Here is a 23,798-nt window from a genome sequence, read left to right on the forward strand (position 1 = left end):
CAATGAAACACAAAATCTCTATAGTCATGACAGCCATCCTCCTGGGGATGGCGACCACCGCGCAGCCCGAGACTCTTTCCAGCGAATTTTCCAATTACAGCGCCCCAATATACAATGGAGAACTAAAAATACCAGATTATTACAATAAAACTGACGATGGCTGGCGCGATGACGAGGGAAAATTGGTCGATACCCCCCACATCAATTTTGCAGGGAAGTATTTCATAGGAAGGCATAGTTGCGGAACTGAGTGCATTTACTACTCCCTATCTGACCTGACCACTGGAAAAGACTACAATTATCTGGACATGTTTTCATCAGGGGGAGACACACCAACCCGGACGCGAGATGGGAGGCGCTATTTTACTGAATTGATAAGTGTGGCGAGCAGTCGACTGCTCATTGCAAAATATCACATTCCTGCCTCCCCCGGACGCAACGAAGAATGCAGACAGAAAGAATTTGAACTCAACAACTCAGGAAAAATCTCGCCAACATTAAAAAATACTACACACTGCAATAATTGAATTACCCGACCCTTGAGATTTCACCATGATCGATTTAATCCGCGTCGGAGACGGGACGGACCACGGTGGCAAGGTCGAAACAGGTTCCACGAGAATGCGCTTTGACGGTCGCTACGTCGCCCGCAAGGGCGACCGCGTATCGTGCCCGCAGCATCCCGACGTGTCGCCCAACATCATCGAGGAAGGCGATCCATCGATGACGGACGACGGAATACCGATTGCACGGCACGGCCATCGCGCGACGTGCGGCTGTCACCTGATTTCGAGTCTCACTTGACCGGCTCGACAAGTGTTGTTCGCACGATGTGAAGCGATCATCGCTGGATCTCTGCGTTGCTTGTTTTCGATCGCAGGCAAAAACATGAAGCCGCTTGAATTCCCCGGAAATCAAGCGGCCTCTCTGTCGGTGCACCGAGACGCCCCGCCCCCTCACGGATGCCGAATGTAATCCACCAACGCCCGCGTATACTCATCCGGCTGCCGATCAACCAGACTCACCGCGATCGCCACCGCGAACCCCGCCGGCACGCCGAACACGCCTGAACTGATCGGCTCGATCCCGAACCACGTCGGCCCCGCAAACCCTGTCAACTGCGTGAAGTACGGATAAGTCGACACGATGTAGTACACACAGACCGCGAGCCCCGTCACCATCCCGGCGATCGCACCGCGCGTCGTCGTGCGTTTCCAGAACACCCCAAGCACGAGCACCGGAAAGAAGCTCGACGCCGCGAGCGAAAACGCCGCCCCGACCAGAAACAGGATCTTCCCGGTATTGAGCGACGCGACATACGACGCGAACAGCGCGACACCGAGCAGCAAGACCTTCGAGATCGTCACGCGCCGCTGGCTCGACGCATCCGGCGCGACCATGCAGTAATAGACATCGTGCGACAACGCATTCGCGATCGTCAGCAGCAACCCGTCCGCGGTCGACAGCGCAGCAGCCAGCGCACCGGCCGCGATCAGCCCCGACACGACATACGGCAACCCCGCGATCTCCGGCGCGGCGAGCACGACCATGTCCGGCTGCATCTGGATCTCGGACCAGTGCACGATGCCGTCGCGAACCACCTCGACGACGCTGATCAGGTCCGGCTCGAAGTGATGCCACTGCGTGACCCACGCGGGCAATTCAGCGGTCGGCCGCCCGACGAGGTTGGTCAGAATCTCGTACTTGATCATCACCGCGAGCACCGGCACGCTCAGGTAGAACAGCGCGATGAAGAACAGCGTCCAGCCGACCGAGCGCCGCGCGGATGCGACCGACGTCGTCGTGTTGTAGCGCGTGAGGATGTGCGGCAGGCTCGCGGTGCCGAGCGACAGGCACAGCAACAGCGCAAGGAAATTCCGCTCGCGCGGCTTGCGGTCGTCGTCGTTCGCTGCGGGAAACGGCTCGTGCATCGGCACGGGCGGCTCGGCGCGTGCCAGCAGGTCGTCGCGCGCCTGGGTCCAGGTCACGCGCGCCGCCGTCGGGTCGCGCGGAAAGTCCGCCAGCTCGCGCTCGCGCTGGTTGATCTCGCGCAGCGGCCCGTTGTGGCGCCGCAGGTCCGCGAGCTGGTCGACGAGTTGCCGGCGTGCGTCCGCAAACGATGCGGGCAAGCGATCGAGCTGCGCCTGCACGGCTGCCGCCTGCCGGCGATACGCATCTCGCACCTGCTGCTCCTCGGCCGCGTCGCGCAGCTGCGCCTCGCGCGCCGCCACGCGTTCCATCAGCTTGCCGTAATTGAACTGCGGCACCGGCCCGAGCCCGTTCTTCATCGCGATCAACGACACGGGGATCAGGATCGCGCTGATCAGGATGATGTACTGCGCGACCTGCGTCCACGTGACCGCGCGCATTCCGCCGAGAAACGAACACACGAGAATGCCCGCGAGCCCGCAGAAGATCCCGATCGCGAAATCGACGCCGATGAAGCGCGTCGCGATCAGCCCGATCCCCTGGATCTGCGCGACCAGATAGACGAATGAGCACAGGATCGCCGCGCCGGCCGCGAGCGCGCGCACGGCGGTGCTCGAAAAACGCGTGCCGAGAAAATCGGGAATCGTATAGCGCGCGAGCTTGCGCACGTACGGCGCAAGCAGGAACGCAACGAGGCAGAACCCGCCGGTCCACCCCATCACGTACGCGAGCGCATCGTAGCCGGTTGCGTAGAGCGAGCCGGCAAGGCCGATGAACGACGCCGCCGACAGCCAGTCGGCCGCCGTCGCCATCCCGTTGAACGCGGATGGCACGCGCCGCCCGGCCACGTAGTATTCGACGAGATCGGACGTGCGCGACAGCAGCCCGATCACCGCATACACGGCAATCGGCACGAACAGGAACACATAGCCGATCCACACGCCGGAGCCGGTCGCGCGCTCGATCCGCCACAGCAGCAGCACGAACCCGAGAAAGCCGAGTGTGTAAAGCGCGTACGCGCGAATCAGTCGATGCGTCAGCATGGATCAGCGAGCATGGTGCGCATTGCCCGCGTGCGCGGCATGTTCGTCGTACGCGCGCCGCAGCATGCGGTCCGCGCGTTGCATCAAGCCGATGTAGACGACGATCAGCACGAGATACACGAGAATCGCGCCCTGCGCGCCGACATAGAACGGCAGGCTGAAACCGGCGAAGCGAATGCCCGCGAGCGCGGGCGCGAAGAACGGCACGACGAACGACACCGAGAAGCCGATTGCCATCAGCACCAGGATCAATGCGACGTTGAAGCGCCAATAGCGCGCATGGGCACGCGCGAGCGGCTCGGGAACGGGCGGCGGCGCGACAGGCGCCGGACGGTGCGGAACGGTCATGCCGTTATTTAGCAAAAAGCCCCTGCGCGGGCAATCGGGATTGCCGCGCAGGGGCCCGTGCGCGCAACGTGCGCAACAGGCGCGATCAGCGCACTTCGGCGAGCTGCTCGAGGATCGCCGGGTTCTCGAGCGTGGACGTGTCCTGCGTGATCGCCTCGCCCTTCGCGAGCGAGCGCAACAGGCGCCGCATGATCTTGCCCGAGCGCGTCTTCGGCAGGTTGTCGCCGAAGCGGATGTCCTTCGGTTTCGCGATCGGCCCGATCTGCTTGCCGACCCAGTCGCGCAGCGCCTTCGCGAGCGCCGCCGCTTCCTCGCCCTCCGGACGCGAGCGCTTCAGCACCACGAACGCGACCACCGCCTCGCCGGTCGTGTCGTCCGGGCGGCCGACCACCGCCGCTTCCGCAACCAGCTCGTGCGAGACCAGCGCCGACTCGATCTCCATCGTGCCGAGCCGGTGGCCCGACACGTTCAGCACGTCGTCGATGCGGCCCATGATCGTGAAGTAGCCGGTGTCCTTGTCGCGCACCGTACCGTCGCCGGCGAGATAGAGCGTGCCGCCGAGTTCTTCCGGGTAATAACTCTTCCTGAAGCGCTCCGGATCGCCCCAGATCGTGCGGATCATCGCCGGCCACGGACGCTTGACGACGAGAATCCCGCCTTGCCCGTTCGGCACGTCCTGGCCGGTTTCGTCGACCACCGCGGCCATGATGCCCGGCAGCGGCAGCGTGCACGAACCCGGCACCGTCGGCGTCGCGCCCGGCAGCGGCGTGATCATGTGGCCGCCGGTTTCGGTCTGCCACCACGTATCGACGATCGGGCAGCGCTCCTGGCCGACGTGCTTGTGGTACCACATCCACGCTTCCGGATTGATCGGCTCGCCGACCGTGCCGATGATGCGCAGGCTCGACAGGTCGTAGCTCTTCGGATGGACCTTGTCGTCGGCCTCGGCGGCCTTGATCAGCGAACGGATCGCGGTCGGCGCGGTGTAGAACACCGTGACCTTGTGATCGCCGATCATCTTCCAGAAGCGGCCGGCGTCCGGATACGTCGGCACGCCCTCGAACACGACCTGCGTGCCGCCGCACGCGAGCGGGCCGTACGTGATGTACGTGTGGCCCGTGACCCAGCCGATGTCGGCCGTGCACCAGAACACGTCGGCGGGCTTCCAGTCGAAGGTCCACTTCATCGTCTGCGCGGCCCACAGCAGGTAGCCGCCGGTGCTGTGCTGCACGCCCTTCGGCTTGCCGGTCGAGCCCGACGTATACAGGATGAACAGCGGATGCTCGGCGCCGACCCATTCCGGCGCGCAGGTGTCGGACTCGCCGTCGGCGATCTCGTGCATCCACAGGTCGCGTTCGGCATGCCAGTCGATCTTGCCGCCGGTGCGGCGATAGACGATCACGCTCTTGACCGCTTCGCAGCCGCCCATCGCGAGCGCTTCGTCGGCGATGCTCTTGAGCGGCAGCGTCTTGCCGCCGCGTGCCTGCTCGTCGGCGGTGATGAGCGCAACCGCGCCGACGTCGACGAGCCGCTCGTTGAGCGATTTCGCGGAGAAGCCGCCGAACACGACCGAGTGCGTGGCGCCGATGCGCGCGCAGGCCTGCATCGCGATGATGCCTTCGATCGACATCGGAATATAGATGATGACGCGATCGCCCTTGCCGATCCCGCGTTTCTTCAGCGCATTGGCGAAGCGCGACACGCGTGCCAGCAGCTCGGCATAGGTGACGCGCGTGACGGTGCCGTCGTCGGCCTCGAAGATCACCGCGACACGCTCGCCGTTGCCGGCTTCGACGTGGCGGTCGAGGCAGTTGTACGACGCGTTGAGCTCGCCGTCGTCGAACCATTTGTAGAACGGCGCGTCGCTCTCGTCGAGCACCTTCGTGAACGGCTTGTGCCAGCTGAGGCCCTCGCGCGCGAGACGCGCCCAGAAGCCTTCGTAATCCTGCTCGGCCTCGGCGGCCAGCGCGCGGTAGGCCGGCATGCCGGAGATGTTGGCCGCCTTCTCGAGCGCCGCGGGCGGCGCAAACTGACGGGTTTCGTGAAGAACCGATTCAATCGCAGACATCGACAACCCCTTGGTGAACATGAATCCTCTGCATGGCGGCGCGATCGTGCGCGCCGCGCGTCTTGGCCGGCGCATGTGCGCCGCTGTCTCCCACCCACCCGCGCGCGGCCCGGAGGCTGCGCACGATGCTGCGCCGCACCACGTCATGCGACGATGGACGTATGGCCCGGCGATATCCACGATAAGCGCTCGAACTTACCCGTCACTTACGCGGCATCGCCGTTTCGTACGCCAGCGCCGCCTTGCGGTCGGCTGCATGACAGCCGGCTTTACGCTGTTACAAACGCGACCCTACAATCCTAACTGAACTCGCCCCCCGGACTCCAGCTTGAATCGCTACGCCCTCTTCCTCATCCTGTCGATGCTGTTCGTCGGCAGCAACGTCGGTATCGGTAAATCCATCGTCGTCTTCGTCCCGGTCGCCATCCTCGCCACGCTGCGCTTCGTGATCGCGATCGCCGTGCTGTGGCCGCTGTTCAGTTCGGTGAAGATGCGCGCGGTCCGGCGCGCGGAATGGCTGAACCTGTTCCTGCAGGCATTCTTCGGCACCTTCATGTTTACGCTGCTGATGCTCAACGGCGTGCAGCGCACGAGCGCGGTCGCGGCCGGCGTAATCACGAGCACGATCCCGGCCATCGTCGCGCTGTTCGCCTGGCTGATCCTGCGGGAAAAACCGAACGGCCGTGCGCTCGTGTCGATCGCGCTCGCGATCGCCGGCGTCGTGACGATCAACCTCGCCAACGGCAGCGCAGGCAGCACGTCCGCGCACGGCGCCGGCGGCACGTCGTCCGGCTCGCTGACCGGCAACCTGCTGATCCTCGGTGCCGTGTGCTGCGAATCGATCTACGTGATCCTGTCGCGCCGGCTCACGCAGACGCTCGCGCCGATCGACATCTGCGCATACACGCACCTGTTCGGCCTGTGCCTGATGCTGCCGCTCGGCGCGACGGCGCTGTGGCATTTCGATTACGCGAGCGTGCCGGCCGGTACATGGGCGCTCGTCGTCTGGTACGGGCTGTCGGCCAGCATCTTCTCGTTCTGGCTGTGGATGAAGGGCATCCGGCACGTGCCGGGCAGTCTCGCCGGCGTGTTCAGCGCGGTGCTGCCGGTCGCCGCCGCCGCGTACGGCATCGCGTTCCTCGGCGAACGCCCGACGCTCGCGCACGGCATCGCGCTCGCGTGCGTCGTCACCGGCATCGTGCTCGCGAGCCTGCGCGTGAAGCGCGTGCCGGCCGCCGCGTCCTGATCCGTCCCCGGCAGCGCCGGCGCGTCGCTGCAGTCGCGCCGGCCGACGCGTTACAATAGCGCGCCTTTTCAAGATTACCCCCGATACCTGCGCACAGCGCCCGCACCACCATCATGTCTGCCCCGCATTCGCCCGGCTCCACCCGTCGTCCCCTGCGCCCGCTGCCCGCGCTGATCTTCATGAGCCGCTGGCTCCAGGTTCCGCTTTATCTGGGCCTGATCGTCGCGCAGGCCGTCTATGTATTCCTGTTCCTGAAGGAAGTCTGGCACCTGCTGTCGCACGCGACCGCCCTCGACGAGATCAGCGTGATGCTCGCGGTGCTCGGCCTGATCGACGTCGTGATGATTTCGAACCTGCTGATCATGGTGATCGTCGGCGGCTACGAGACGTTCGTGTCGCGCCTCGGCATCGAGGGCCACCCCGACGAGCCCGAGTGGCTCGACCACGTGAACGCGGGCGTGCTGAAGGTCAAGCTGTCGATGGCGCTGATCAGCATTTCGTCGATCCACCTGCTGAAGACCTTCATCAACCCGGATCAGCACACGACGCACGCGATCATGTGGCAGGTGCTCATCCACGTGTCGTTCCTCGTGTCGGCGCTCGTGATGGCGTGGGTCGACCGCCTGACGACCCACACGCACCCGGCCCATTTCCACGAGACGCATGCGCCGGCGCCGGCCGTGTCCCGCAAATCGGTCGAACCTGCCGTCAACGCATAAACGTATTCCCCACAGTCCCCACAGAGTCTCAGCCATGACCGTCATCAAACAGGAAGACCTGATCCAGAGCATCGCGGATTCGCTGCAGTACATCAGCTACTACCACCCGCTCGACTACATCCAGGCCCTCGGCCGCGCGTACGAGCTGGAAGAGAGCCCGGCCGCGAAGGACGCGATCGCGCAGATCCTCACGAACAGCCGCATGTGCGCGGAAGGCAAGCGTCCGATCTGCCAGGACACCGGCATCGTCACGATCTTCGTGAAGGTCGGCATGGACGTGCGCTGGGACGGCGCGACGATGGGCCTCACCGACATGATCAACGAAGGCGTGCGCCGCGGTTACACGCACCCGGACAACGTGCTGCGCGCGTCGATCGTCAATCCGCCGGAAGGTGCCCGCAAGAACACGAAGGACAACACGCCGGCCGTGATCCACTACGAGATCGTGCCGGGCGACAAGGTCGACGTGCAGGTCGCGGCGAAGGGCGGCGGCTCGGAGAACAAGTCGAAGTTCGTGATGCTGAACCCGTCCGACTCGATCGTCGACTGGGTGCTGAAGACGGTCCCGACGATGGGCGCGGGCTGGTGCCCGCCGGGGATGCTCGGGATCGGCATCGGCGGCACGGCCGAAAAGGCGATGCTGATGGCGAAGGAATCGCTGATGGAGCCGATCGACATCCAGGAAATCATCGCGCGCGGCCCGCAGGACTGGGTCGAGGAACTGCGCGTCGAACTGCACGAGAAGGTCAACGCGCTCGGCATCGGCGCGCAGGGCCTCGGCGGCCTCGCGACCGTGCTCGACGTGAAGATCATGGCCGCACCGACGCACGCGGCGTCGAAGCCGGTCGCGCTGATCCCGAACTGCGCGGCGACGCGTCACGCGCACTTCGTGCTCGACGGCTCGGGCCCCGCGAAGCTCGAGGCGCCGTCGCTCGACGCCTGGCCGAAGGTCCAGTGGGAACCGAACACGGAAACCAGCAAGCGCGTCGACCTGAACACGCTGACGCCGGAAGAAGTCGCGAGCTGGGCGCCGGGCCAGACGCTGCTGCTGTCGGGCAAGATGCTCACGGGCCGCGACGCCGCGCACAAGCGCATCGCCGACATGCTGGCAAAGGGCGAGAAGCTGCCGGTCGACTTCACGAACCGCGTGATCTACTACGTCGGCCCGGTCGATCCGGTGCGTGACGAAGTGGTCGGCCCGGCAGGTCCGACGACGGCCACGCGGATGGACAAGTTCACCGAGACGATGCTCGCCCAGACGGGCCTGATCTCGATGGTCGGCAAGGCCGAACGCGGCCCGGTCGCGATCGACGCGATCAAGAAGCACAAGGCGGCCTACCTGATGGCGGTCGGCGGTGCCGCTTACCTCGTGTCGAAGGCGATCCGCGGCGCGAAGGTGCTCGCATTCGAAGACCTCGGCATGGAAGCAATCTACGAATTCGACGTGCAGGACATGCCGGTGACGGTGGCCGTCGACTCATCGGGCACGTCGGTGCACCAGACCGGTCCGAAGGAGTGGCAGGCGAAGATCGGCAAGATCCCGGTCGCAACCGCTTAAGCGCACTCGCACGAAAGGCCGGACGACGATCCGGCCTTTTTACTTCTCATTCTCATTATTGTGCGCGGCCGGTGCTTCAAGGCTGATTCTCATTCCCGGCAAAAGGCAGGCCCGACAAGGCTCCGAGGCTTGGCTTTTCCCGTTCGAGCGATTATCGTTCGGTTTCTGAAGCCCCACTGAACAAGGAACAGCCATGCAAGGCGACAAGAAAGTCATCGAATACCTGAACGCCCAACTGAAGAACGAACTCACGGCGATCAACCAGTACTTCCTGCATGCGCGCATGTACAAGCACTGGGGCCTCGACAAGCTCGGCAAGCACGAATACGACGAATCGATCGGCGAAATGAAGCACGCCGACTGGCTGATCGAGCGCGTGTTCATGCTCGACGGCCTGCCGAACCTGCAGGATCTGCACAAGCTGCTGGTCGGCGAGGAAACCGAAGAGATCCTGAAGTGCGACCTGAAGCTCGAGCAGATCTCGCAGTCGACGTGCAAGGAAGCGATCGCTTACTGCGAATCGGTGCGTGACTACGTGTCGCGCGAGATCTTCGAAAAGATCCTCGACGACACCGAAGAGCACATCGACTGGCTGGAAACGCAGATCGACCTGATCGGCAAGGTCGGCCTGCAGAACTACCAGCAGACGATGATGGGTTCGCCCGAGTAATCGTCCCCCCCCCCGATCGCCACCTCGCCTTCCGCATGACGATGACGAACCACCCCGCCGCCCCCGTCGGCATCTTCGATTCCGGGCTCGGCGGCCTGTCGGTGCTGCGCGCCGTGCGCGCGCACCTGCCCGGCGAGTCGTTCGTCTACGTCGCCGATTCGCACCATGCACCGTACGGTCCGCGCGACGAGGCGTTCATTACGGAGCGTACGCTGGCCATCGGCGAGTGGCTCGCCCGCGAAGGGGCGAAAGCGCTCGTCATCGCGTGCAACACGGCAACGGCGCGGGCGATCGCGTCCATCCGCGAACGCCTGGCGATACCGCTCGTCGGTGTCGAGCCGGGCATCAAACCGGCCGCCGCACTCTCGTCGACCGGCGTCGCAGGCGTGCTCGCCACGCAATCGACGCTGAACAGCCCGCGCTTCCAGGCGCTGCTCGACCGTTACGGCGCGGGCCGTCGCTTCATCTGCCAGCCCGGCCACGGGCTCGTCGAAGCGATCGAACGCGGCGACACGAACTCGCCCGCGTTGCGTGCGTTGCTCGAGCGTTACCTGCAGCCGATGCTCGACGACGGCGCCGATACGCTGGTGCTCGGCTGCACGCACTACCCGTTCTTCACGGAAACGATTCGTGACCTTGTCGGCGACCGCCTGACGATCGTCGACACGAGCGATGCCATTGCCCGCCAGCTCACGCGGGTGCTCGACGAACGCGGCCTGCGCGCGCCGGCCGGCACGCGTGCCGCGCCGCCGCGCTTCTGCTCGACGAGCGACGGCCTGGAACTGCGCGCACTCGCGTCGTCGCTGCTCGGCCTCGACGTGCCGGTCGAATCCGTCACCATTTCCTCGCCGAACGCGCGCGCCTGCGCGACCGTCTGACGCGGGCCGGCACACCGCCGGTTCGCCCTCTCCCGCCGCGGCTGCGCCGCACCCTCCATTTCAAGGGTCCGATGACCTTAAAAAAAGCCGAACCCAGGCTTGTCAACGCCCGCAAATTTAATGATAATAATTCGCATTAACGTTAGCTATCGCAACTCATCATGATCGTCTGCGTGTGCAAGTCTGTTTCCGATCGCAAGATTCGCGCGTCCCTCGCCGAGGGCGTGAGTTCCTTCGATGAACTCCAGTTCGAGCTCGGCGTGGCCACGTGCTGCGGCAAGTGCGAGGAGTCCGTCCGCGACCTCATGGCCGAGCAAGGCGTCTGCGCGAGCCGGTGCGGCGTCGAGCACCACGCTCACCCGATCCCGGTCACGTTCTACGACCGCAAGGCCGCCTGAGCGTACGCGCGCGGCTGCGGCCGCATTTGATGTCCGACCGTCAGCAAGCCACCTTCCGCGCGAGCCAGCGGCTTACCTGCCAAGGAGCCTGTCATGGAATTGCTGATCGGATTTGTGACCACCGTGTGCATCTCGCTGCTGATCTTCCGCAAGTAATACCGATTCACCCGCCGCGCCCCGGGTGCGACGTCGTTCTTTCAAGCTAACATGCAGGCTTCGCAATCCGCTCCTGCCGGCGCCCTGCCGGCTGCCCCACGTATGAACCCCCGGGTCATCACCGTCGCGGTCGGTGTGCTTGCCGCACACGCGATCATGCTGGCGGCCGCCTGGCTCCATCGCAACGCGCCGCCGCCGAAAGAGATCGAGGTCCAGTCGATCACCGCGCAACTCATCCCGCCTGCGCCAGCCGCTCAACCGGTCGCGGTCCAATCGGCCGCGCAGCCCGCGCCGCCGAAGCCCGTGCCGCGCGAGAAGCCCAAGGTCGAGCCGAAGCCCGTGCAGAAGGCGGTCAAGCCGACGCCTCAGCCGGTCGCGCAATCCCCCTCGCCGACGCCCGCGCCGGCGGCTGCCGATCCGACACCCGCTCCCGCCGCACCTGCTCCTGCTGCGCCGGCCGCCGCACCCGGCCCGGCTCGCGAGACGATGCAGGTCAGCGCGCCGAAGAACGTATCGGCACTCAGCTGCAATTTCGTGAAGCCCACCTATCCGTCGATGTCGCGCCGCCGCGGCGAAACGGGCACGGCTTATGTTCACTTCATCATCGGCGTGACGGGCAAGATCGAAAGCGTCCAGTTGCAGAAGAGCAGCGGCTACCCGCGTCTCGACGAAGCCGCGCTCGATGCGACGCGCGCCAGCACCTGTCCGCCGTACATCGAGAACGGGCAAGCGATTCGCGCCGCCCATACGCTGCCCTTCAACTTCACGCTCGACGATTAACCCGCCTCATTCGGAAGATTCAAAGGAAACAAAAATGCAAAGCTACGGTATCGCGCACGTCTGGGCGCAAGGTGATTTCGTCACGCGCGCCATCGCGATCACGCTGCTCGTGATGTCGGTCCTGTCGTGGATCGTGATCATCGTCAAGGGCTGGAACGTGGTTCGCCTGAACCGTCTCACGAAGAATGCCGAGCAGGCGTTCTGGCATTCGGACGATTTCGACGACGGCATCAAGAAGCTCGGCCTTGCCGCATCGACGCCGAGCGACAACCCGTTCCTCGCGCTCGCGCTGTCGGGCAAGGAAGCCGCCGATCACCACCATCAGACGCAACCGCACCTGCACGACCGCATGGACGTGTCGGACTGGGTCACGCGCTGCCTGAAGGACACGATGGACGAAGGCATCTCGCGCATGCAGGCCGGTCTCGCGATTCTCGCGTCGATCGGCAGCACGGCGCCGTTCGTCGGCCTGTTCGGCACGGTCTGGGGCATCTACCACGCGCTGCTGGCGATCGGCGCAACCGGCCAGACGTCGATCGACCAGGTCGCGGGCCCGGTCGGCGAATCGCTGATCATGACGGCCTTCGGCCTGTTCGTCGCGATTCCCGCGGTGCTCGGCTACAACGCACTGACCCGCGCGAACAAGGGTGTCGTCAGCAAGCTGCGCCGCTTCGCGCACGGTCTGCACGCGTACTTCGTGACGGGTGCGCGCCTCGCATCGTCGTCGCCCCGCGACGGCCTGCGCCTTGCTTCGCGCGCCAGCTGAGACGGGGTGAACCATGGCAATGAACACCGGCTTCAGCGATGACGACGAAGATGGCGTGATGAGCGAGATCAACATGACGCCGCTCGTCGACGTCATGCTCGTACTCCTGATCATTTTCCTCGTGACGATCCCGGCGATGCAGCATGCGGTAAAGATCGACCTGCCGCACGCGAGCAGCCAGCCCGTCGACGAAAAGCCGCAGACGGTCGACGTCGCGATCCAGGGCAACGGTACGATTCTGTGGAACGAACAGACGGTCACGCGCGAGCAACTGCAGGCGCACATCGCGGAAGCGGCACAGCATCAGCCGCAACCGGAGTTGCACCTGCGTGCCGATCGCAAGGTTGCCTATGAACGTGTGGCCGAAGTGATGTCCGATGCGCAGGCCGGCGGCCTGACGAAGCTCGGCTTCGTGACGGAGCCGACTGCGAAGGCGAAGTAACGCACACGCATTTCGCTACGCGACGGTCGGTCGCTTGGCCGGCAGCATTTTGCCGGCCGCACCTCGCCGGCCACGCACAAAGTAAAAGGCCTTCATCGCCAGATGAAGGCCTTTTTTCATGCGCACGCGGGCGCCTTCGGGCGGCGGGCTCTTCGGCGGTATCGGTTGCGCCTCGAGCAACGCAAATGCGGCTACCGTGGTCTTCACGGACTGCGCGTTCTGCCCTATCTGGCTCGCAATATATGCGGCCACCTGATTCCGCTCAGAACTTCCTTCGCGAAATGGGATTTCAATATAGGCCTGCCCGCGGATGCATTCAAGGTCCCGGCGATTGAAACTTGCGATTGCAGGCGGCGCTTCAATGACAAAACAAATTTGCCACGAAGCGCATCTTGCATTCAGGTGGCCGAAGCATCGGCCGCCGCCGCATCCTTCTTCGCGCGCTCGGGGCAGCCCGGCTGCTTGTATTCGCCGTGGTCGAGCTTCTCGACCAGATAGTCGACGAACGCGCGCACCGCGGGCGGCATCCCCTGCCGCGACACGAACACCGCGTAGAGTTGCGGCACCGGCAGCGTCCAGCCCGGCATCACCGGCGACAACTGCCCCGCGCGCAACGCATTGCCGTACATCATCTCGGGCAGCGCCGCGATGCCGAGGCCGTCGAGCACGGCCTCGCGGATCGTCATCAGGTCGGCCGTCACGAGCCGCGGATCGTGCTCGTGCAAATGACGCGTGCCGTCCGGTGCGATCAGGCTGAACACGTGCCGCCCATCGACGCTCGGCGTATCGAGCGTCTCGAAATGCGCCAGATCGTCCGGCACGAGCGGCGGCGCATTCTGGTTCAGCAGGCTCGGCGCGCCGACCAGCATCTGCTCGGTCCGCCACAGCGGCCGCACGACAATGTTCGCGTTCTGCGGTGGCTCCGAGCGCACGCGCAACGCGACGTCGATCGAATCCTCGAACAGGTCGATCACGCGATTCGTGACACGGATGTGCACCTTCACCTCGGGATAGCGGTGCAGGAATTCGGGGAGGATACGCGACAGCATCGTCTGCGACAGCGTGACGGGGACGCTCACGCGCACCGAGCCGCGCGGCGACGCGCGCAGCTGCTGCACGGCGTTCATCGCGGCCTGGGCTTCGGCGAGCATCGCCTGGCAATGCTGGTAGAACAGCTCCCCCGCCTCGGTCAGCGCGAGCTTGCGCGTCGAGCGCTGCAGCAGGCGCACGCCGAGCGCCGCCTCGAGTTCGGTCAGGCGCCGCGACAGGCGCGATTTCGAGATACCCAGCACGCGTTCCGCCGCCGAGAAACCGCCGTGTTCGACGACCTGCGAAAAGTACATGAGGTCGTTCAGGTTGTGTGCATCGATGTTCATGTCATCGTTCCAATTTCAGAACAATCCATTGCGAACCGCCGCAAATCGGCCGGTAAAACGCCCAATATAATAGCGCTATGTTTCAAAAATGACGCTATTCCGATGATATCGAGGGCTTTTGCATGACGACCGCTCGCTCGCTTGACCGCACGTACCCCGCGCTTCGCACGACCGAAGGCGGCGGCTTCGTGGTTCACCGCCCGTTCCCGACCCGGCTGCTGATGGATTTCGATCCGTTCCTGCTGCTCGATGAAATGGGCCCCGTCGACTATGCCCCTGGCGAAGCCAAGGGCGCGCCCGACCATCCGCATCGCGGCTTCGAGACCGTCACCTACGTGCTCGACGGGCGCTTTCGCCATCGCGACTCGGCCGGCCATGCCGGCACGCTCGGGCCCGGCGACGTGCAGTGGATGACGGCCGGCGCGGGCGTCGTGCACAGCGAAATGCCGGATCCCGAGTTCGCGCAGGCAGGCGGACGCTCGCACGGCTTCCAGCTGTGGGTCAACCTGCCGCGCCGCGACAAGCTGATCGCACCGCGCTACCAGGAGATTTCGGCCGGCCGCATCCCGAGCGCGACGTCGCCGGACGGCCGCGCGCAGGTCCGCGTGATCGCCGGCGAAGCGTTCGGTGTGCGTGCGGCAATCGAGACGCGCACGCCGATCCTCTACCAGCATTTCACGCTGCAACCGGGCGCAACGGTCACGCAGCCGGTGCCGGCAGGGTATCGCGTGTTCGCCTACCCGCTCGACGGAGCGGGCCGCTACGGGCCCGACAGGCAGCCCGTCGACGCACGGCACATGGTCGTCTACGGTGACGATGGCGATGCGGTAACGTTCGAAGCCGACGATACGCCGCTCGACCTGCTGCTGATCGGCGGCGTGCCGCTCAACGAGCCGATCGTCCGCTATGGCCCGTTCGTGATGAATACCGAGGAAGAGATCCGGCAGGCCGTCGTCGACTACCAGACCGGCCGCATGGGTCGCATCGAAGCGTGACGTCCGATCGGGGGCGCAGGTGCCGCGAAACCGCTCGTTTTGCGTCACAATGACTTCTTGAACCATGTGGCTGCCCGCCACCAGAAGGAACCCGCCCTCGTGAACTTCGAACATCTGATCCAGATCAACTCCGACGATCCGGCCGTGCCGTCCCTGACCCGCGACCAGCTCTGGGAAGGCCTCGTGCTGCGCGCCGAACAGCCGCAGCTGTTCGTGATCGGCCTCGACAGCTGCGTCGTCCACGAACGGACGGACACGACGCTCGAACGCGAACTGCACTACGGGCATGCGACCGTGCGCGACCGCGTGACGTTCACCCCGAACCAGCAAGTGCGCTACGACATCCATGCGGCCGGCGGCGAAATCGGCGGCTCGCTGACGATGACGATCGAGGAGCGCGACGATCACGAACTGTTCCTGCGCTTCGAATACCGCACGACGCTGACCGTCACGGACGACAGCGAGGAAGCGCGCCAGACGCACGGCATCGTCAAGGAAGCGTATCGCACGTCGGACATCGACACGGTGCGCCTGATTCGCGAATACGCTCAGGGGCGCCAGGACCCCGACCCGCTCCACTGACGTCGGCGGCGGCCTGCGGGCCGCCCATTTGACTCAGACTATCGAATTCGTCGTATCGATCGATAAAGAGTTTTTGTAAATGGGAATAGTTATCATTTAGAATTCATTCCATCGTATCGACAGTCACCGATCAACCGAATGACCGACACCACGCGCCCGACCACGCTGAGCTTGCGCCGCCCGACCGGCACCGCAAGCGCCAACCGTCAGAAGACGGCAGCGGTCACGACGCCGGCGAAACCCGCCGCCAGCCGCGATGCCGGCACCCGGACCCTCAGCAGCGATGCGCTGCTGCAAGGCCACAGCCACATCAGCATCGCGCATAACGGAGAGACGTATCAATTGCGTGCCACGCGGCTCGGCAAACTGATCCTGACGAAGTAACGACAGAGTATTGTGGGGACCACCTCCCTGAGAGGTGTTGGGCAGTAGCCAGCGTAACGGCTTGCACGCGAGATCTAGACCCCTTCGTGCAAACACACTCAAGCAGCCGTTGCAGCAAGCCAAGCCACTTTTTTTGGTTCTCGCACAAGGAAGAAAAAAAAGCGACACGTCGAAGGACGTGTCGCTTTTTTGTTTGGGCGTCCGGATGCAAAGGAAAAAGCATCGCGGTTGTCGGCGCTGCGGCTTCGACGCGTTCCGGAGCCCGACAGCGGGACCACCCTCTCCGGTTGCCCAGGAACTCGGCCGCAAGGCCTTCAATCCCGCATCAGAAACCCCAGAACATCAGCCACCATGCGCTGTCGACCACGGCCAGGCCTGCCGCGAACCACGCGAATGCAGCCAGCCGGCGCGGCCATGCCGCATAGCGCCCCGTCACTTTCCATGCGAGCCAGGCGCTCCACGCATTCGCGCCGACCAGAATCGCGATGCGCACGTCGGTCGCCCAGCCGAGCGGCACGTGCTCGGCCCGCAGCAGCGACAGCGTCGTCGCCGACAGCCCGAGGAACACGCCGGCTCCTGCGATCGGGATCAGCGCCTGCGCGAGATGATGGAGACGCGTGCGATCGAAGCGTCCGAGCATCAGCGTCGCGCCAGCCAGCAGCACGAGCAGCGCGGTGCCGTACACGAGCCCCGTGCCGACGATGTAGCTGACGATCAGCCCGCCGTCGAGCCACGAGAACACGTCGTTGCGATCCGGATAGTGCGTGAGCAGGAACCACGGTGCATTGGTCTCGAGCGGCCACGTGATGTCGTGATCGATCAGCCAGCCCGCGAGCCATTGCTTGATCTGCACGAACCACGGGCTCACGGTCCAGTGGAACGCACCGATCGCGACGCCGAGCAGGCCGTACAGGATCAGCGCCGTGTCCCACGGGCTCGCCTGCTGCGCGCCGAGGTTCACGACCTCGTCGGACGGCGAGCGCCACGACAGCGCAATCGCGTCGCGGTGCCCGCTGCAGCGGCCGCACATATGGCAGGCGGCGGCGCCCTTCATGTTGCGCAACGGCACGAGCGGCGCGCAATTGATCGGAATCACGCGATGCCCGTGCTCGCCGTTCTTGTACGAGCGGCGCCACGCATCCTCGTCGACCTTGTAGCGCATCGGCGCGAGCCGCGCGAGCAGCCCGAACACACCATTGACCGGGCACAGATACTTGCACCATACGCGCTTCTCGCGGCCGTACAGCACGCCGATCACGATCGCGCCGACGGTCGAGCCGCCGAGCACGAACAGCACCGCGAGCGGGTACTGGTACACGCTCACCATCTGCCCGTAGATCGTCGTGAGCCCGAACGCGACGAACGGCCAGCCGCCCCACCGCATCCAGCGCGGAATCGCGCCGCCGCGGCCGAACTTGCTCGCATATTCGGTCAGCGCGCCTTCCGGGCACAGCACGCCGCACCAGACGCGGCCGAGCATCACCATCGACAGCAGCACGAACGGCCACCAGATGCCCCAGAACACGAACTGCGCGATCAGCGTGAGATTGTTCCACAGGTGCGCGGAATCGTCCGGCAGCGGCAACACCGCCGGCACGATGATCAGGAATGCGTAGACGCCGACGACGACCCACTGGATGCCGCGGATCGCCGCGCCGTGGCGCTGCATCCACTGGCCGGCCTGCGCGAGCCAGCCCGGCTTGGCTGCGGCGACGACACTCATGCCGCGCGACCTGCAGGAACGACCGGACGGCGGCTCGCGCGCTTCATCAGCAGCCAGACCACCGCCCAGTACACCGCATAGGCGATCAGGTTGGTCAGCGCCGGATGCGCACGATAGCCGGTCAGCGTCGCGACGAGCGAACCGAACGTGCCGGAATCATCGAGGATCCCCGACGTGTCCCACACCTGCGAAATGCCGAGCGGCAGGATTTCCTTGTCGATCAGCTTGTCGACGCCGGTCTGGAACAGGCCCGCGCCGAGGAACAGCAGCATGATTTCGGTCACGCGGAAGAAATGCCGCCACGAGAAGTACTTGCCGCCGAGTTGCAGCAGATAGAACGTCAGGAACGCGAGACCGAGACCGATCACGACCGCGAGCATCTGGCCGCCGTCCACGTGCCCCGACTGGCCGAAACCAAGGCCGTACAGGAAGATCACCGTCTCGCTGCCTTCGCGTGCGATCGCGAGCGCGACCAGCACGGCGACGCCCCACCAGTTGGAATCGCGCGTGCTCTGCTGCAGCGACTGCTCCATGTCGCGCTTCAGCGTGCGGCCGTGCCGGCGCATCCACAGCACCATCTGCACGATCAGCACGCACGCGATCAGCACCATCGCGGTCTGGAAATAGTCCTGCGCGTCGCCGGACAGCACTTCGGTAAAGCCGACGAGCGCAGCGCCGAGACCGACGGCCATCAGCAGGCCGACTGCCACGCCCGTCCAAAGAAAGGGCAGGCCGCGGCGCGCGTCGTCGTCGCCGTTCTTCAGCCATGCATAGAGGATGCCGACGACGAGCAGCGCTTCGACGCTCTCCCGCCAGACGATGAACAAGATCTGACCCATTGAATCCTCCTGACGTGCGGGGCAAGGCACGCGTACGCCCGCACGCAGATAAAACGCATTACTTCGCGACGATCACGCCCTGTGCCTGCTGGTGGAAATCGTCGAAAAACTTGTATTCGCCCGGCGACAGCGGGGCGACGACCACGAACGAATCGGCGCCCGGCGCAAGCACCTTTTCCTTGCGCAACTGCACGCTCTCGAATTCGGCGGCGCCCTTGCCGGTGTTCCGGATCTCGATCTTGAAGCGCTGCCCGGCCGGCACTTCGATACGGGCGGGATTCAGCTTGCCGTCCGTCATCTCGAGCTTGAACGTCGGCAGATCGGCGGCATGCGCCGCGCCGGCGAGCCACAGCGCGGCGGCTGCGGCGGCGATTTTCTGGGGAAATTTCATTCTGGGTTCTCTACGCCGACGGCGCGCCGAAGCGCGCCGTCCGTGATGCCACCGATCAGTACCCGCCCTTCTTGCCGATGCCGGCGAACGGGAAGTCGTATTCGAGGGTGATGGGCTTGAACCACGCGCCCACGCCCGTTTCCTTGTCGACGTGACGGCCGAACGCCATGTGGCCCGATTGCATCGGCGGCTTGACGGTCATCGTCAGGTGATACTTGCCGGGACCAGCGAGCTTTACGTTGTCGCCATAGTGCGGGCCGTCGCTTGCAACCATGCCCATCAGGTCGCCTTCAGCCTTCCACTTCGTGTCGCCCTGCTTCGTCAGCTTGTACGTGACCTGCAGGTACGGCATCCAGTCGCCTTCCGCGAAACCCGTCGGGTTGTTCTTGACCGCGTGGATGTCCGCCTCGAGGTGGATGTCGGAATCCGACGCCTTGCGCATCATCCCTTCCGGATCCATCGTGATCGGCTGCAGGTACACCGCGCCGATTTCCATGCCGCCCTGGATCTGCTGCTTGCCGATCGGATATTCGGCTGCCGTTGCCGACATCGCGGCAAGCGCCGCCGCTACCGCAACCGACGTGCGGATGAACGAAGAACCCAACATGGACACTCCTTGTTATTTGTCTGGTGACTTGCGCGCCTCCGGTCAGGTCCGCGCGCTGGAAACACTAACGCTACGAATAACGTTAATGCGAACTATTCTCAATACTTGCGAAGTTTAGCACCGAACCGGCTCCGGAACAAACGAGACACCGCGTAAACCCCTGATCCGACAAGGCTTACAACGGTGTTACCGGAAGGTTTCAGTGACGTTTGGAACGATTTATCGGCCGCCGTTGACGTGGTCGCCCACGTTCGCGCCGAACACGCGTTCACGCAGCAGCGCAAGCTGGTCGCGCGTCGCCGCGGCCTTTTCGAACTCGAGGTTCTTCGCGTAGTCGGCCATCTGCTTTTCGAGACGCTTGATCTCTTTCGAGATCTGCTTTTCCGACATGTCCTCGAACTTCGCGCGTTGCTGCGCTTCCTTCAGCTCGGCGCGCGCGTCGTCGGCGTTGTAGACGCCGTCGATGATGTCCTTGATGCGCTTCACGACGCCGCGCGGCGTGATGCCCATCTTCTCGTTGTGCGCGATCTGCTTCGCGCGGCGCCGCTCGGTCTCGCCGATCGCGCGCTTCATCGACTCGGTCATGTTGTCGGCATACAGGATCGCCTTGCCGTTCACGTTGCGCGCCGCGCGGCCGATCGTCTGGATCAGCGAGCGTTCGGCGCGCAGGAAGCCTTCCTTGTCCGCATCGAGAATCGCGACCAGCGACACTTCCGGAATGTCGAGGCCCTCGCGCAGCAGGTTGATCCCGACCAGCACGTCGAACGTGCCGAGCCGCAGGTCGCGGATGATCTCGACCCGCTCCACCGTGTCGATGTCGCTGTGCAGGTAGCGCACCTTGACGCCGTGGTCGGCCAGGAACTCGGTGAGTTGCTCGGCCATCCGCTTCGTGAGCACGGTGATCAGCACGCGCTCGCCGGCATTCACGCGCGCGTTGATCTCGGTCAGCACGTCGTCGACCTGCGAGCTTGCCGGGCGCACTTCGATTTCCGGATCGACGAGCCCGGTCGGCCGCACCACCTGCTCGGCGACCTGCCCCGTCACGCGCTTCTCGTAGTCGGCGGGCGTCGCCGACACGAACACCACCTGGCGCATCTTGCGTTCGAACTCCGGGAACTTGAGCGGCCGGTTGTCCAGCGCCGACGGCAGCCGGAAGCCGTAGTTGACGAGATTTTCCTTGCGCGCGCGGTCGCCGTTGTACATGCCGTTCAGCTGGCCGATCAGCACGTGCGATTCGTCGAGCAGCATCAGCGCATCGGGCGGCAGGTAGTCGACGAGCGTCGGCGGCGGCTCGCCGGGCGCGGCGCCCGAGAAATGCCGCGAGTAGTTCTCGATGCCCTTGCAGAAGCCGAGCTCCTGCAGCATCTCGAGGTCGAAACGCGTGCGCTGCTCGAGGCGCTGCGCCTCGACGAGCTTGCCGTCGCTGTGGAAGAACTCGAGGCGCTCGCGCAATTCGTCCTTGATCGTCTCGACCGCCCGCATCACTGTGTCGCGCGGCGTCACGTAGTGCGACGACGGATACACGGTGAAGCGCGGGATCTTCTGCCGCACGCGCCCGGTCAGCGGGTCGAACAGCTGCAGCGTCTCGACCTCGTCGTCGAACAGCTCGACGCGCACGGCCAGCTCCGCGTGCTCGGCCGGGAAGATGTCGATCGTGTCGCCGCGCACGCGGAACGTGCCGCGCTGGAAGTCCTGTTCGTTGCGCGAGTACTGCATCGCGATCAGCCGCGCGATCACGTCGCGCTGGCCGAGCTTGTCGCCGGTGCGCAGCGTCAGGATCATCTGGTGGTATTCGGACGGGTTGCCGATACCGTAGATCGCCGACACCGTCGCGACGATCACCACGTCGCGGCGCTCCATCAGGCTCTTCGTCGCCGACAGCCGCATCTGCTCGATGTGCTCGTTGATCGACGAATCCTTCTCGATGAACAGGTCGCGCTGCGGCACGTACGCTTCCGGCTGGTAATAGTCGTAGTACGACACGAAGTACTCGACCGCGTTGCGCGGGAAGAACTCGCGGAACTCCGAGTAGAGCTGCGCCGCGAGCGTCTTGTTCGGCGCGAACACGATTGCCGGGCGGCCGAGCCGCGCGATCGTGTTGGCCATCGTGAAGGTCTTGCCCGAACCCGTCACGCCGAGCAGCGTCTGGAATGCGAGGCCGTCGCCGACACCTTCGACGAGCGTTTCGATCGCGGTCGGCTGGTCGCCTGCAGGCGGGTATGGCTGGTACAACTGGAACGGCGACCCTTCGAAGGTCACGAATTTCGATTCGTCGAGCGCGTCGCCGACTTCGGCGTGATGTTCGGACATGGAGTGCGGCCGGAGCGAGGGCAAAAAAACTATTCTAGCGCTTCGCGGCGTTGCGAACCGCTGACGGCTCCTGACGCGAGGCAACCGTCCGAAATCGCAATTCGGCGCGCAATCGCCGCCTCCGGCAGCGTGAATTCGCTACAATGTCAGGCTGCTGCGCTTTCCGGCGCCGTGCCCGTTGGCGCGCGGTCCGCTGCGCCCGCCCCGCCGGCTGAAAGCCTGACCCTCTTTTCACTACTGCCGAATCATCATGTCGCTCTTCTCCGCTGTCCAGCTTGCTCCCCGCGACCCGATCCTGGGCCTGAACGAAGCCTTCAACGCCGATGCGCGTCCGACCAAGGTCAACCTCGGCGTCGGTGTGTACACGAACGAAGAAGGCAAGATTCCGCTGCTGCGCGCCGTTCGCGAAGCGGAAAAGGCGCGTGTCGACGCCGGCCTGCCGCGCGGCTACCTGCCGATCGACGGGATCGCCGCGTACGACGCAGCGGTGCAGAAGCTGCTGCTCGGCAACGATTCGCCGCTGATCGCCGCGGGCCGTGTGGTCACGGCGCAGGCACTGGGCGGCACGGGCGCACTGAAGATCGGCGCCGATTTCCTGCGCACCGTGAACCCGAGCGCGAAGGTCGCGATCAGCGACCCGAGCTGGGAAAACCACCGCGCCCTGTTCGAAGCGGCCGGTTTCGAAGTCGTCGCCTACCCGTACTACGACGCCGCCACCAACGGCGTGAACTTCGAAGGCATGCTGGCGGCGCTGAACGGCTATGCGGCAGGCACGATCGTCGTGCTGCACGCGTGCTGCCACAACCCGACCGGCGTGGACCTGACCGAAGCGCAATGGCAGCAGGTGGTCGACGTCGTCAAGGCACGCAACCTCGTGCCGTTCCTCGATATGGCCTACCAGGGCTTCGGCGAGAACATCGAGGCCGATGCCGCCGCGGTGCGTCTGTTTGCCGCGGCCGACCTGAACGCGTTCGTGTCGTCGTCGTTCTCGAAGTCGTTCTCGCTGTACGGCGAGCGCGTCGGCGCGCTGTCGATCATCACGTCGAGCAAGGAAGAAGCGACGCGCGTGCTGTCGCAACTGAAGCGCGTGATCCGCACGAACTACTCGAACCCGCCGACCCATGGCGGCGCCGTCGTCGCGGCCGTGCTCGCGTCGCCGGAACTGCACGCTTCGTGGGTGCAGGAACTCGGCGAAATGCGCGACCGCATCCGCGCGATGCGCAACGGTCTCGTCGAGCGCCTGAAGGCGAGCGGCGTCGATCGCGACTTCAGCTTCATCAACGCGCAGCGCGGGATGTTCTCGTATTCGGGCCTGACCTCGGCGCAAGTCGATCGCCTGCGCGAGGAGTTCGGCATCTACGCAGTCGGCACGGGCCGGATCTGCGTTGCTGCACTGAACACGCGCAATCTCGACGCGGTCGCCACCGCAGTCGCAGCGGTCCTGAAGTAAGCCGGCACCAGCGGGCGGCAGCCCGCTCTGCCGAAACAAAAAACGCGCTCCCCGGAGCGCGTTTTTTTATGCCGTCCTACTGTCAGCGAATGCTCGCTGCAGCACAAGCGGCGCGCAGCGCGGCCGCCCGTGCCGGGCCC

25 protein-coding genes are annotated in these 23,798 nt (G+C 64.9%); 15 read left to right on the plus strand and 10 right to left on the minus strand.

Annotation, left to right across the window (positions count from 1 at the left end; translation table 11 throughout):
• Positions 1 to 2 precede the first annotated feature (2 nt).
• Both U4Y91_RS33725 and U4Y91_RS33730 read left to right on the plus strand, forming a co-directional pair.
• Positions 3 to 527 (plus strand): hypothetical protein, encoded by a 525-nt coding sequence (locus U4Y91_RS33725; protein ID WP_321808693.1) that lies wholly within the window; start codon positions 3 to 5, stop codon positions 525 to 527.
• 25 nt (positions 528 to 552) lie between these two features.
• The gene (locus U4Y91_RS33730; protein ID WP_321808694.1) at positions 553 to 804 is read left to right on the plus strand and encodes a PAAR domain-containing protein; all 252 of its coding nucleotides are present in this window, start codon (positions 553 to 555) and stop codon (positions 802 to 804) included.
• A gap of 152 nt (positions 805 to 956) precedes the next feature.
• Here the strand turns inward: U4Y91_RS33730 and U4Y91_RS33735 are convergent, their stop codons facing one another.
• The 3 genes from U4Y91_RS33735 to acs all read right to left on the minus strand — a co-directional run bounded on the left by U4Y91_RS33735 (position 957) and on the right by acs (position 5,388).
• Complete coding sequence (locus U4Y91_RS33735; protein WP_321808695.1) at positions 957 to 2,972, minus strand: sodium:solute symporter family protein; 2,016 nt, start codon at positions 2,970 to 2,972, stop codon at positions 957 to 959.
• A 3-nt stretch (positions 2,973 to 2,975) separates the two neighbouring features.
• Positions 2,976 to 3,320: a DUF4212 domain-containing protein gene (locus tag U4Y91_RS33740; protein ID WP_321808696.1), complete on the minus strand. Its 345-nt coding sequence runs from the start codon at positions 3,318 to 3,320 to the stop codon at positions 2,976 to 2,978.
• Between the two features lie 85 nt (positions 3,321 to 3,405).
• On the minus strand, positions 3,406 to 5,388 hold the full coding sequence (gene acs / locus U4Y91_RS33745; protein WP_321808697.1) for an acetate--CoA ligase: 1,983 nt from the start codon (positions 5,386 to 5,388) through the stop codon (positions 3,406 to 3,408).
• 328 nt (positions 5,389 to 5,716) lie between these two features.
• Here acs and U4Y91_RS33750 point away from each other — a divergent pair, with 328 nt between their 5' ends.
• The 9 genes from U4Y91_RS33750 to U4Y91_RS33790 all read left to right on the plus strand — a co-directional run bounded on the left by U4Y91_RS33750 (position 5,717) and on the right by U4Y91_RS33790 (position 13,001).
• Positions 5,717 to 6,634 (plus strand): DMT family transporter, encoded by a 918-nt coding sequence (locus U4Y91_RS33750; protein ID WP_321808698.1) that lies wholly within the window; start codon positions 5,717 to 5,719, stop codon positions 6,632 to 6,634.
• 113 nt (positions 6,635 to 6,747) lie between these two features.
• Positions 6,748 to 7,353, plus strand: coding sequence for a TIGR00645 family protein (locus tag U4Y91_RS33755; protein ID WP_321808699.1), 606 nt, complete (start codon positions 6,748 to 6,750; stop codon positions 7,351 to 7,353).
• A gap of 34 nt (positions 7,354 to 7,387) precedes the next feature.
• On the plus strand, positions 7,388 to 8,911 hold the full coding sequence (locus U4Y91_RS33760; protein ID WP_039322317.1) for a fumarate hydratase: 1,524 nt from the start codon (positions 7,388 to 7,390) through the stop codon (positions 8,909 to 8,911).
• A gap of 193 nt (positions 8,912 to 9,104) precedes the next feature.
• Positions 9,105 to 9,581: a bacterioferritin gene (gene bfr / locus U4Y91_RS33765; RefSeq protein ID WP_006482753.1), complete on the plus strand. Its 477-nt coding sequence runs from the start codon at positions 9,105 to 9,107 to the stop codon at positions 9,579 to 9,581.
• A gap of 41 nt (positions 9,582 to 9,622) precedes the next feature.
• Entirely contained in the window at positions 9,623 to 10,459 is an 837-nt protein-coding gene (murI, locus tag U4Y91_RS33770) for a glutamate racemase (protein WP_321808700.1), read from the plus strand.
• 161 nt (positions 10,460 to 10,620) lie between these two features.
• Positions 10,621 to 10,857: a bacterioferritin-associated ferredoxin gene (locus U4Y91_RS33775; RefSeq protein WP_011885486.1), complete on the plus strand. Its 237-nt coding sequence runs from the start codon at positions 10,621 to 10,623 to the stop codon at positions 10,855 to 10,857.
• Positions 10,858 to 11,064: 207 nt separating this feature from the next.
• A complete protein-coding gene (locus tag U4Y91_RS33780) occupies positions 11,065 to 11,793 on the plus strand; it encodes an energy transducer TonB (protein WP_321808701.1) in 729 nt (242 codons plus the stop codon).
• 34 nt (positions 11,794 to 11,827) lie between these two features.
• Positions 11,828 to 12,559: a MotA/TolQ/ExbB proton channel family protein gene (locus U4Y91_RS33785; protein WP_044848999.1), complete on the plus strand. Its 732-nt coding sequence runs from the start codon at positions 11,828 to 11,830 to the stop codon at positions 12,557 to 12,559.
• Positions 12,560 to 12,572: 13 nt separating this feature from the next.
• Positions 12,573 to 13,001, plus strand: coding sequence for a biopolymer transporter ExbD (locus U4Y91_RS33790; protein ID WP_321808702.1), 429 nt, complete (start codon positions 12,573 to 12,575; stop codon positions 12,999 to 13,001).
• A 15-nt stretch (positions 13,002 to 13,016) separates the two neighbouring features.
• Here U4Y91_RS33790 and U4Y91_RS33795 read toward each other — a convergent pair whose 3' ends face one another.
• Both U4Y91_RS33795 and U4Y91_RS33800 read right to left on the minus strand, forming a co-directional pair.
• Positions 13,017 to 13,208, minus strand: a complete 192-nt coding sequence (locus U4Y91_RS33795; protein ID WP_321808703.1) for a hypothetical protein — start codon at positions 13,206 to 13,208, stop codon at positions 13,017 to 13,019.
• A 191-nt stretch (positions 13,209 to 13,399) separates the two neighbouring features.
• A complete protein-coding gene (locus U4Y91_RS33800; RefSeq protein WP_124489788.1) occupies positions 13,400 to 14,377 on the minus strand; it encodes a LysR family transcriptional regulator in 978 nt (325 codons plus the stop codon).
• Positions 14,378 to 14,499: 122 nt separating this feature from the next.
• Between U4Y91_RS33800 and U4Y91_RS33805 the strand changes: the two genes are divergently transcribed.
• The 3 genes from U4Y91_RS33805 (at position 14,500) to hemP (ending at position 16,338) form a co-directional block, all read left to right on the plus strand.
• Positions 14,500 to 15,372: a pirin family protein gene (locus tag U4Y91_RS33805; protein ID WP_321808704.1), complete on the plus strand. Its 873-nt coding sequence runs from the start codon at positions 14,500 to 14,502 to the stop codon at positions 15,370 to 15,372.
• A 99-nt stretch (positions 15,373 to 15,471) separates the two neighbouring features.
• The gene (locus U4Y91_RS33810; protein ID WP_321808705.1) at positions 15,472 to 15,954 is read left to right on the plus strand and encodes an SRPBCC family protein; all 483 of its coding nucleotides are present in this window, start codon (positions 15,472 to 15,474) and stop codon (positions 15,952 to 15,954) included.
• Between the two features lie 138 nt (positions 15,955 to 16,092).
• Entirely contained in the window at positions 16,093 to 16,338 is a 246-nt protein-coding gene (gene hemP, locus U4Y91_RS33815; RefSeq protein ID WP_321808706.1) for a hemin uptake protein HemP, read from the plus strand.
• Between the two features lie 325 nt (positions 16,339 to 16,663).
• On the opposite strand, the gene U4Y91_RS33820 is transcribed toward hemP, so the two are convergent.
• The 5 genes from U4Y91_RS33820 to uvrB all read right to left on the minus strand — a co-directional run bounded on the left by U4Y91_RS33820 (position 16,664) and on the right by uvrB (position 22,208).
• Positions 16,664 to 18,061 carry a 4Fe-4S binding protein gene (locus U4Y91_RS33820; RefSeq protein ID WP_321808707.1) on the minus strand — a complete coding sequence of 466 codons (1,398 nt, stop codon included), beginning with the start codon at positions 18,059 to 18,061 and terminating at the stop codon, positions 16,664 to 16,666.
• Positions 18,058 to 18,900 carry an FTR1 family iron permease gene (locus U4Y91_RS33825; protein WP_321808708.1) on the minus strand — a complete coding sequence of 281 codons (843 nt, stop codon included), beginning with the start codon at positions 18,898 to 18,900 and terminating at the stop codon, positions 18,058 to 18,060. Before U4Y91_RS33825 ends, U4Y91_RS33820 begins: the two co-directional genes overlap by 4 nt.
• Positions 18,901 to 18,958: 58 nt before the next feature.
• A complete protein-coding gene (locus U4Y91_RS33830; protein ID WP_011885496.1) occupies positions 18,959 to 19,291 on the minus strand; it encodes a cupredoxin domain-containing protein in 333 nt (110 codons plus the stop codon).
• Between the two features lie 55 nt (positions 19,292 to 19,346).
• Positions 19,347 to 19,898 carry an iron transporter gene (locus tag U4Y91_RS33835; RefSeq protein WP_044848991.1) on the minus strand — a complete coding sequence of 184 codons (552 nt, stop codon included), beginning with the start codon at positions 19,896 to 19,898 and terminating at the stop codon, positions 19,347 to 19,349.
• A 219-nt stretch (positions 19,899 to 20,117) separates the two neighbouring features.
• The gene (gene uvrB / locus U4Y91_RS33840; RefSeq protein WP_321808709.1) at positions 20,118 to 22,208 is read right to left on the minus strand and encodes an excinuclease ABC subunit UvrB; all 2,091 of its coding nucleotides are present in this window, start codon (positions 22,206 to 22,208) and stop codon (positions 20,118 to 20,120) included.
• Positions 22,209 to 22,458: 250 nt separating this feature from the next.
• On the opposite strand from uvrB, the gene U4Y91_RS33845 reads away from it, so the two are divergent.
• Positions 22,459 to 23,658: an amino acid aminotransferase gene (locus U4Y91_RS33845; RefSeq protein WP_321808710.1), complete on the plus strand. Its 1,200-nt coding sequence runs from the start codon at positions 22,459 to 22,461 to the stop codon at positions 23,656 to 23,658.
• Positions 23,659 to 23,798 lie beyond the last annotated feature (140 nt).

Source organism: Burkholderia sp. BCC1993, from assembly GCF_905339865.1.
Lineage (GTDB): Bacteria > Pseudomonadota > Gammaproteobacteria > Burkholderiales > Burkholderiaceae > Burkholderia.

What these genes read in the sequence shown, in the direction of transcription:
- U4Y91_RS33725 (WP_321808693.1), top strand. Translation starts at nt 3, where the DNA reads ATGAAACACAAAATCTCTATAGTCATGACAGCCATCCTCCTGGGGATG.
- U4Y91_RS33730 (WP_321808694.1), top strand. Translation starts at nt 553, where the DNA reads ATGATCGATTTAATCCGCGTCGGAGACGGGACGGACCACGGTGGCAAG.
- U4Y91_RS33735 (WP_321808695.1), bottom strand. Translation starts at nt 2,972, where the DNA reads ATGCTGACGCATCGACTGATTCGCGCGTACGCGCTTTACACACTCGGC.
- U4Y91_RS33740 (WP_321808696.1), bottom strand. Translation starts at nt 3,320, where the DNA reads ATGACCGTTCCGCACCGTCCGGCGCCTGTCGCGCCGCCGCCCGTTCCC.
- acs (WP_321808697.1), bottom strand. Translation starts at nt 5,388, where the DNA reads ATGTCTGCGATTGAATCGGTTCTTCACGAAACCCGTCAGTTTGCGCCG.
- U4Y91_RS33755 (WP_321808699.1), top strand. Translation starts at nt 6,748, where the DNA reads ATGTCTGCCCCGCATTCGCCCGGCTCCACCCGTCGTCCCCTGCGCCCG.
- U4Y91_RS33760 (WP_039322317.1), top strand. Translation starts at nt 7,388, where the DNA reads ATGACCGTCATCAAACAGGAAGACCTGATCCAGAGCATCGCGGATTCG.
- bfr (WP_006482753.1), top strand. Translation starts at nt 9,105, where the DNA reads ATGCAAGGCGACAAGAAAGTCATCGAATACCTGAACGCCCAACTGAAG.
- murI (WP_321808700.1), top strand. Translation starts at nt 9,623, where the DNA reads ATGACGAACCACCCCGCCGCCCCCGTCGGCATCTTCGATTCCGGGCTC.
- U4Y91_RS33775 (WP_011885486.1), top strand. Translation starts at nt 10,621, where the DNA reads ATGATCGTCTGCGTGTGCAAGTCTGTTTCCGATCGCAAGATTCGCGCG.
- U4Y91_RS33780 (WP_321808701.1), top strand. Translation starts at nt 11,065, where the DNA reads ATGCAGGCTTCGCAATCCGCTCCTGCCGGCGCCCTGCCGGCTGCCCCA.
- U4Y91_RS33785 (WP_044848999.1), top strand. Translation starts at nt 11,828, where the DNA reads ATGCAAAGCTACGGTATCGCGCACGTCTGGGCGCAAGGTGATTTCGTC.
- U4Y91_RS33790 (WP_321808702.1), top strand. Translation starts at nt 12,573, where the DNA reads ATGGCAATGAACACCGGCTTCAGCGATGACGACGAAGATGGCGTGATG.
- U4Y91_RS33800 (WP_124489788.1), bottom strand. Translation starts at nt 14,377, where the DNA reads ATGAACATCGATGCACACAACCTGAACGACCTCATGTACTTTTCGCAG.
- U4Y91_RS33805 (WP_321808704.1), top strand. Translation starts at nt 14,500, where the DNA reads ATGACGACCGCTCGCTCGCTTGACCGCACGTACCCCGCGCTTCGCACG.
- hemP (WP_321808706.1), top strand. Translation starts at nt 16,093, where the DNA reads ATGACCGACACCACGCGCCCGACCACGCTGAGCTTGCGCCGCCCGACC.
- U4Y91_RS33820 (WP_321808707.1), bottom strand. Translation starts at nt 18,061, where the DNA reads ATGAGTGTCGTCGCCGCAGCCAAGCCGGGCTGGCTCGCGCAGGCCGGC.
- U4Y91_RS33825 (WP_321808708.1), bottom strand. Translation starts at nt 18,900, where the DNA reads ATGGGTCAGATCTTGTTCATCGTCTGGCGGGAGAGCGTCGAAGCGCTG.
- U4Y91_RS33830 (WP_011885496.1), bottom strand. Translation starts at nt 19,291, where the DNA reads ATGAAATTTCCCCAGAAAATCGCCGCCGCAGCCGCCGCGCTGTGGCTC.
- U4Y91_RS33835 (WP_044848991.1), bottom strand. Translation starts at nt 19,898, where the DNA reads ATGTTGGGTTCTTCGTTCATCCGCACGTCGGTTGCGGTAGCGGCGGCG.
- uvrB (WP_321808709.1), bottom strand. Translation starts at nt 22,208, where the DNA reads ATGTCCGAACATCACGCCGAAGTCGGCGACGCGCTCGACGAATCGAAA.
- U4Y91_RS33845 (WP_321808710.1), top strand. Translation starts at nt 22,459, where the DNA reads ATGTCGCTCTTCTCCGCTGTCCAGCTTGCTCCCCGCGACCCGATCCTG.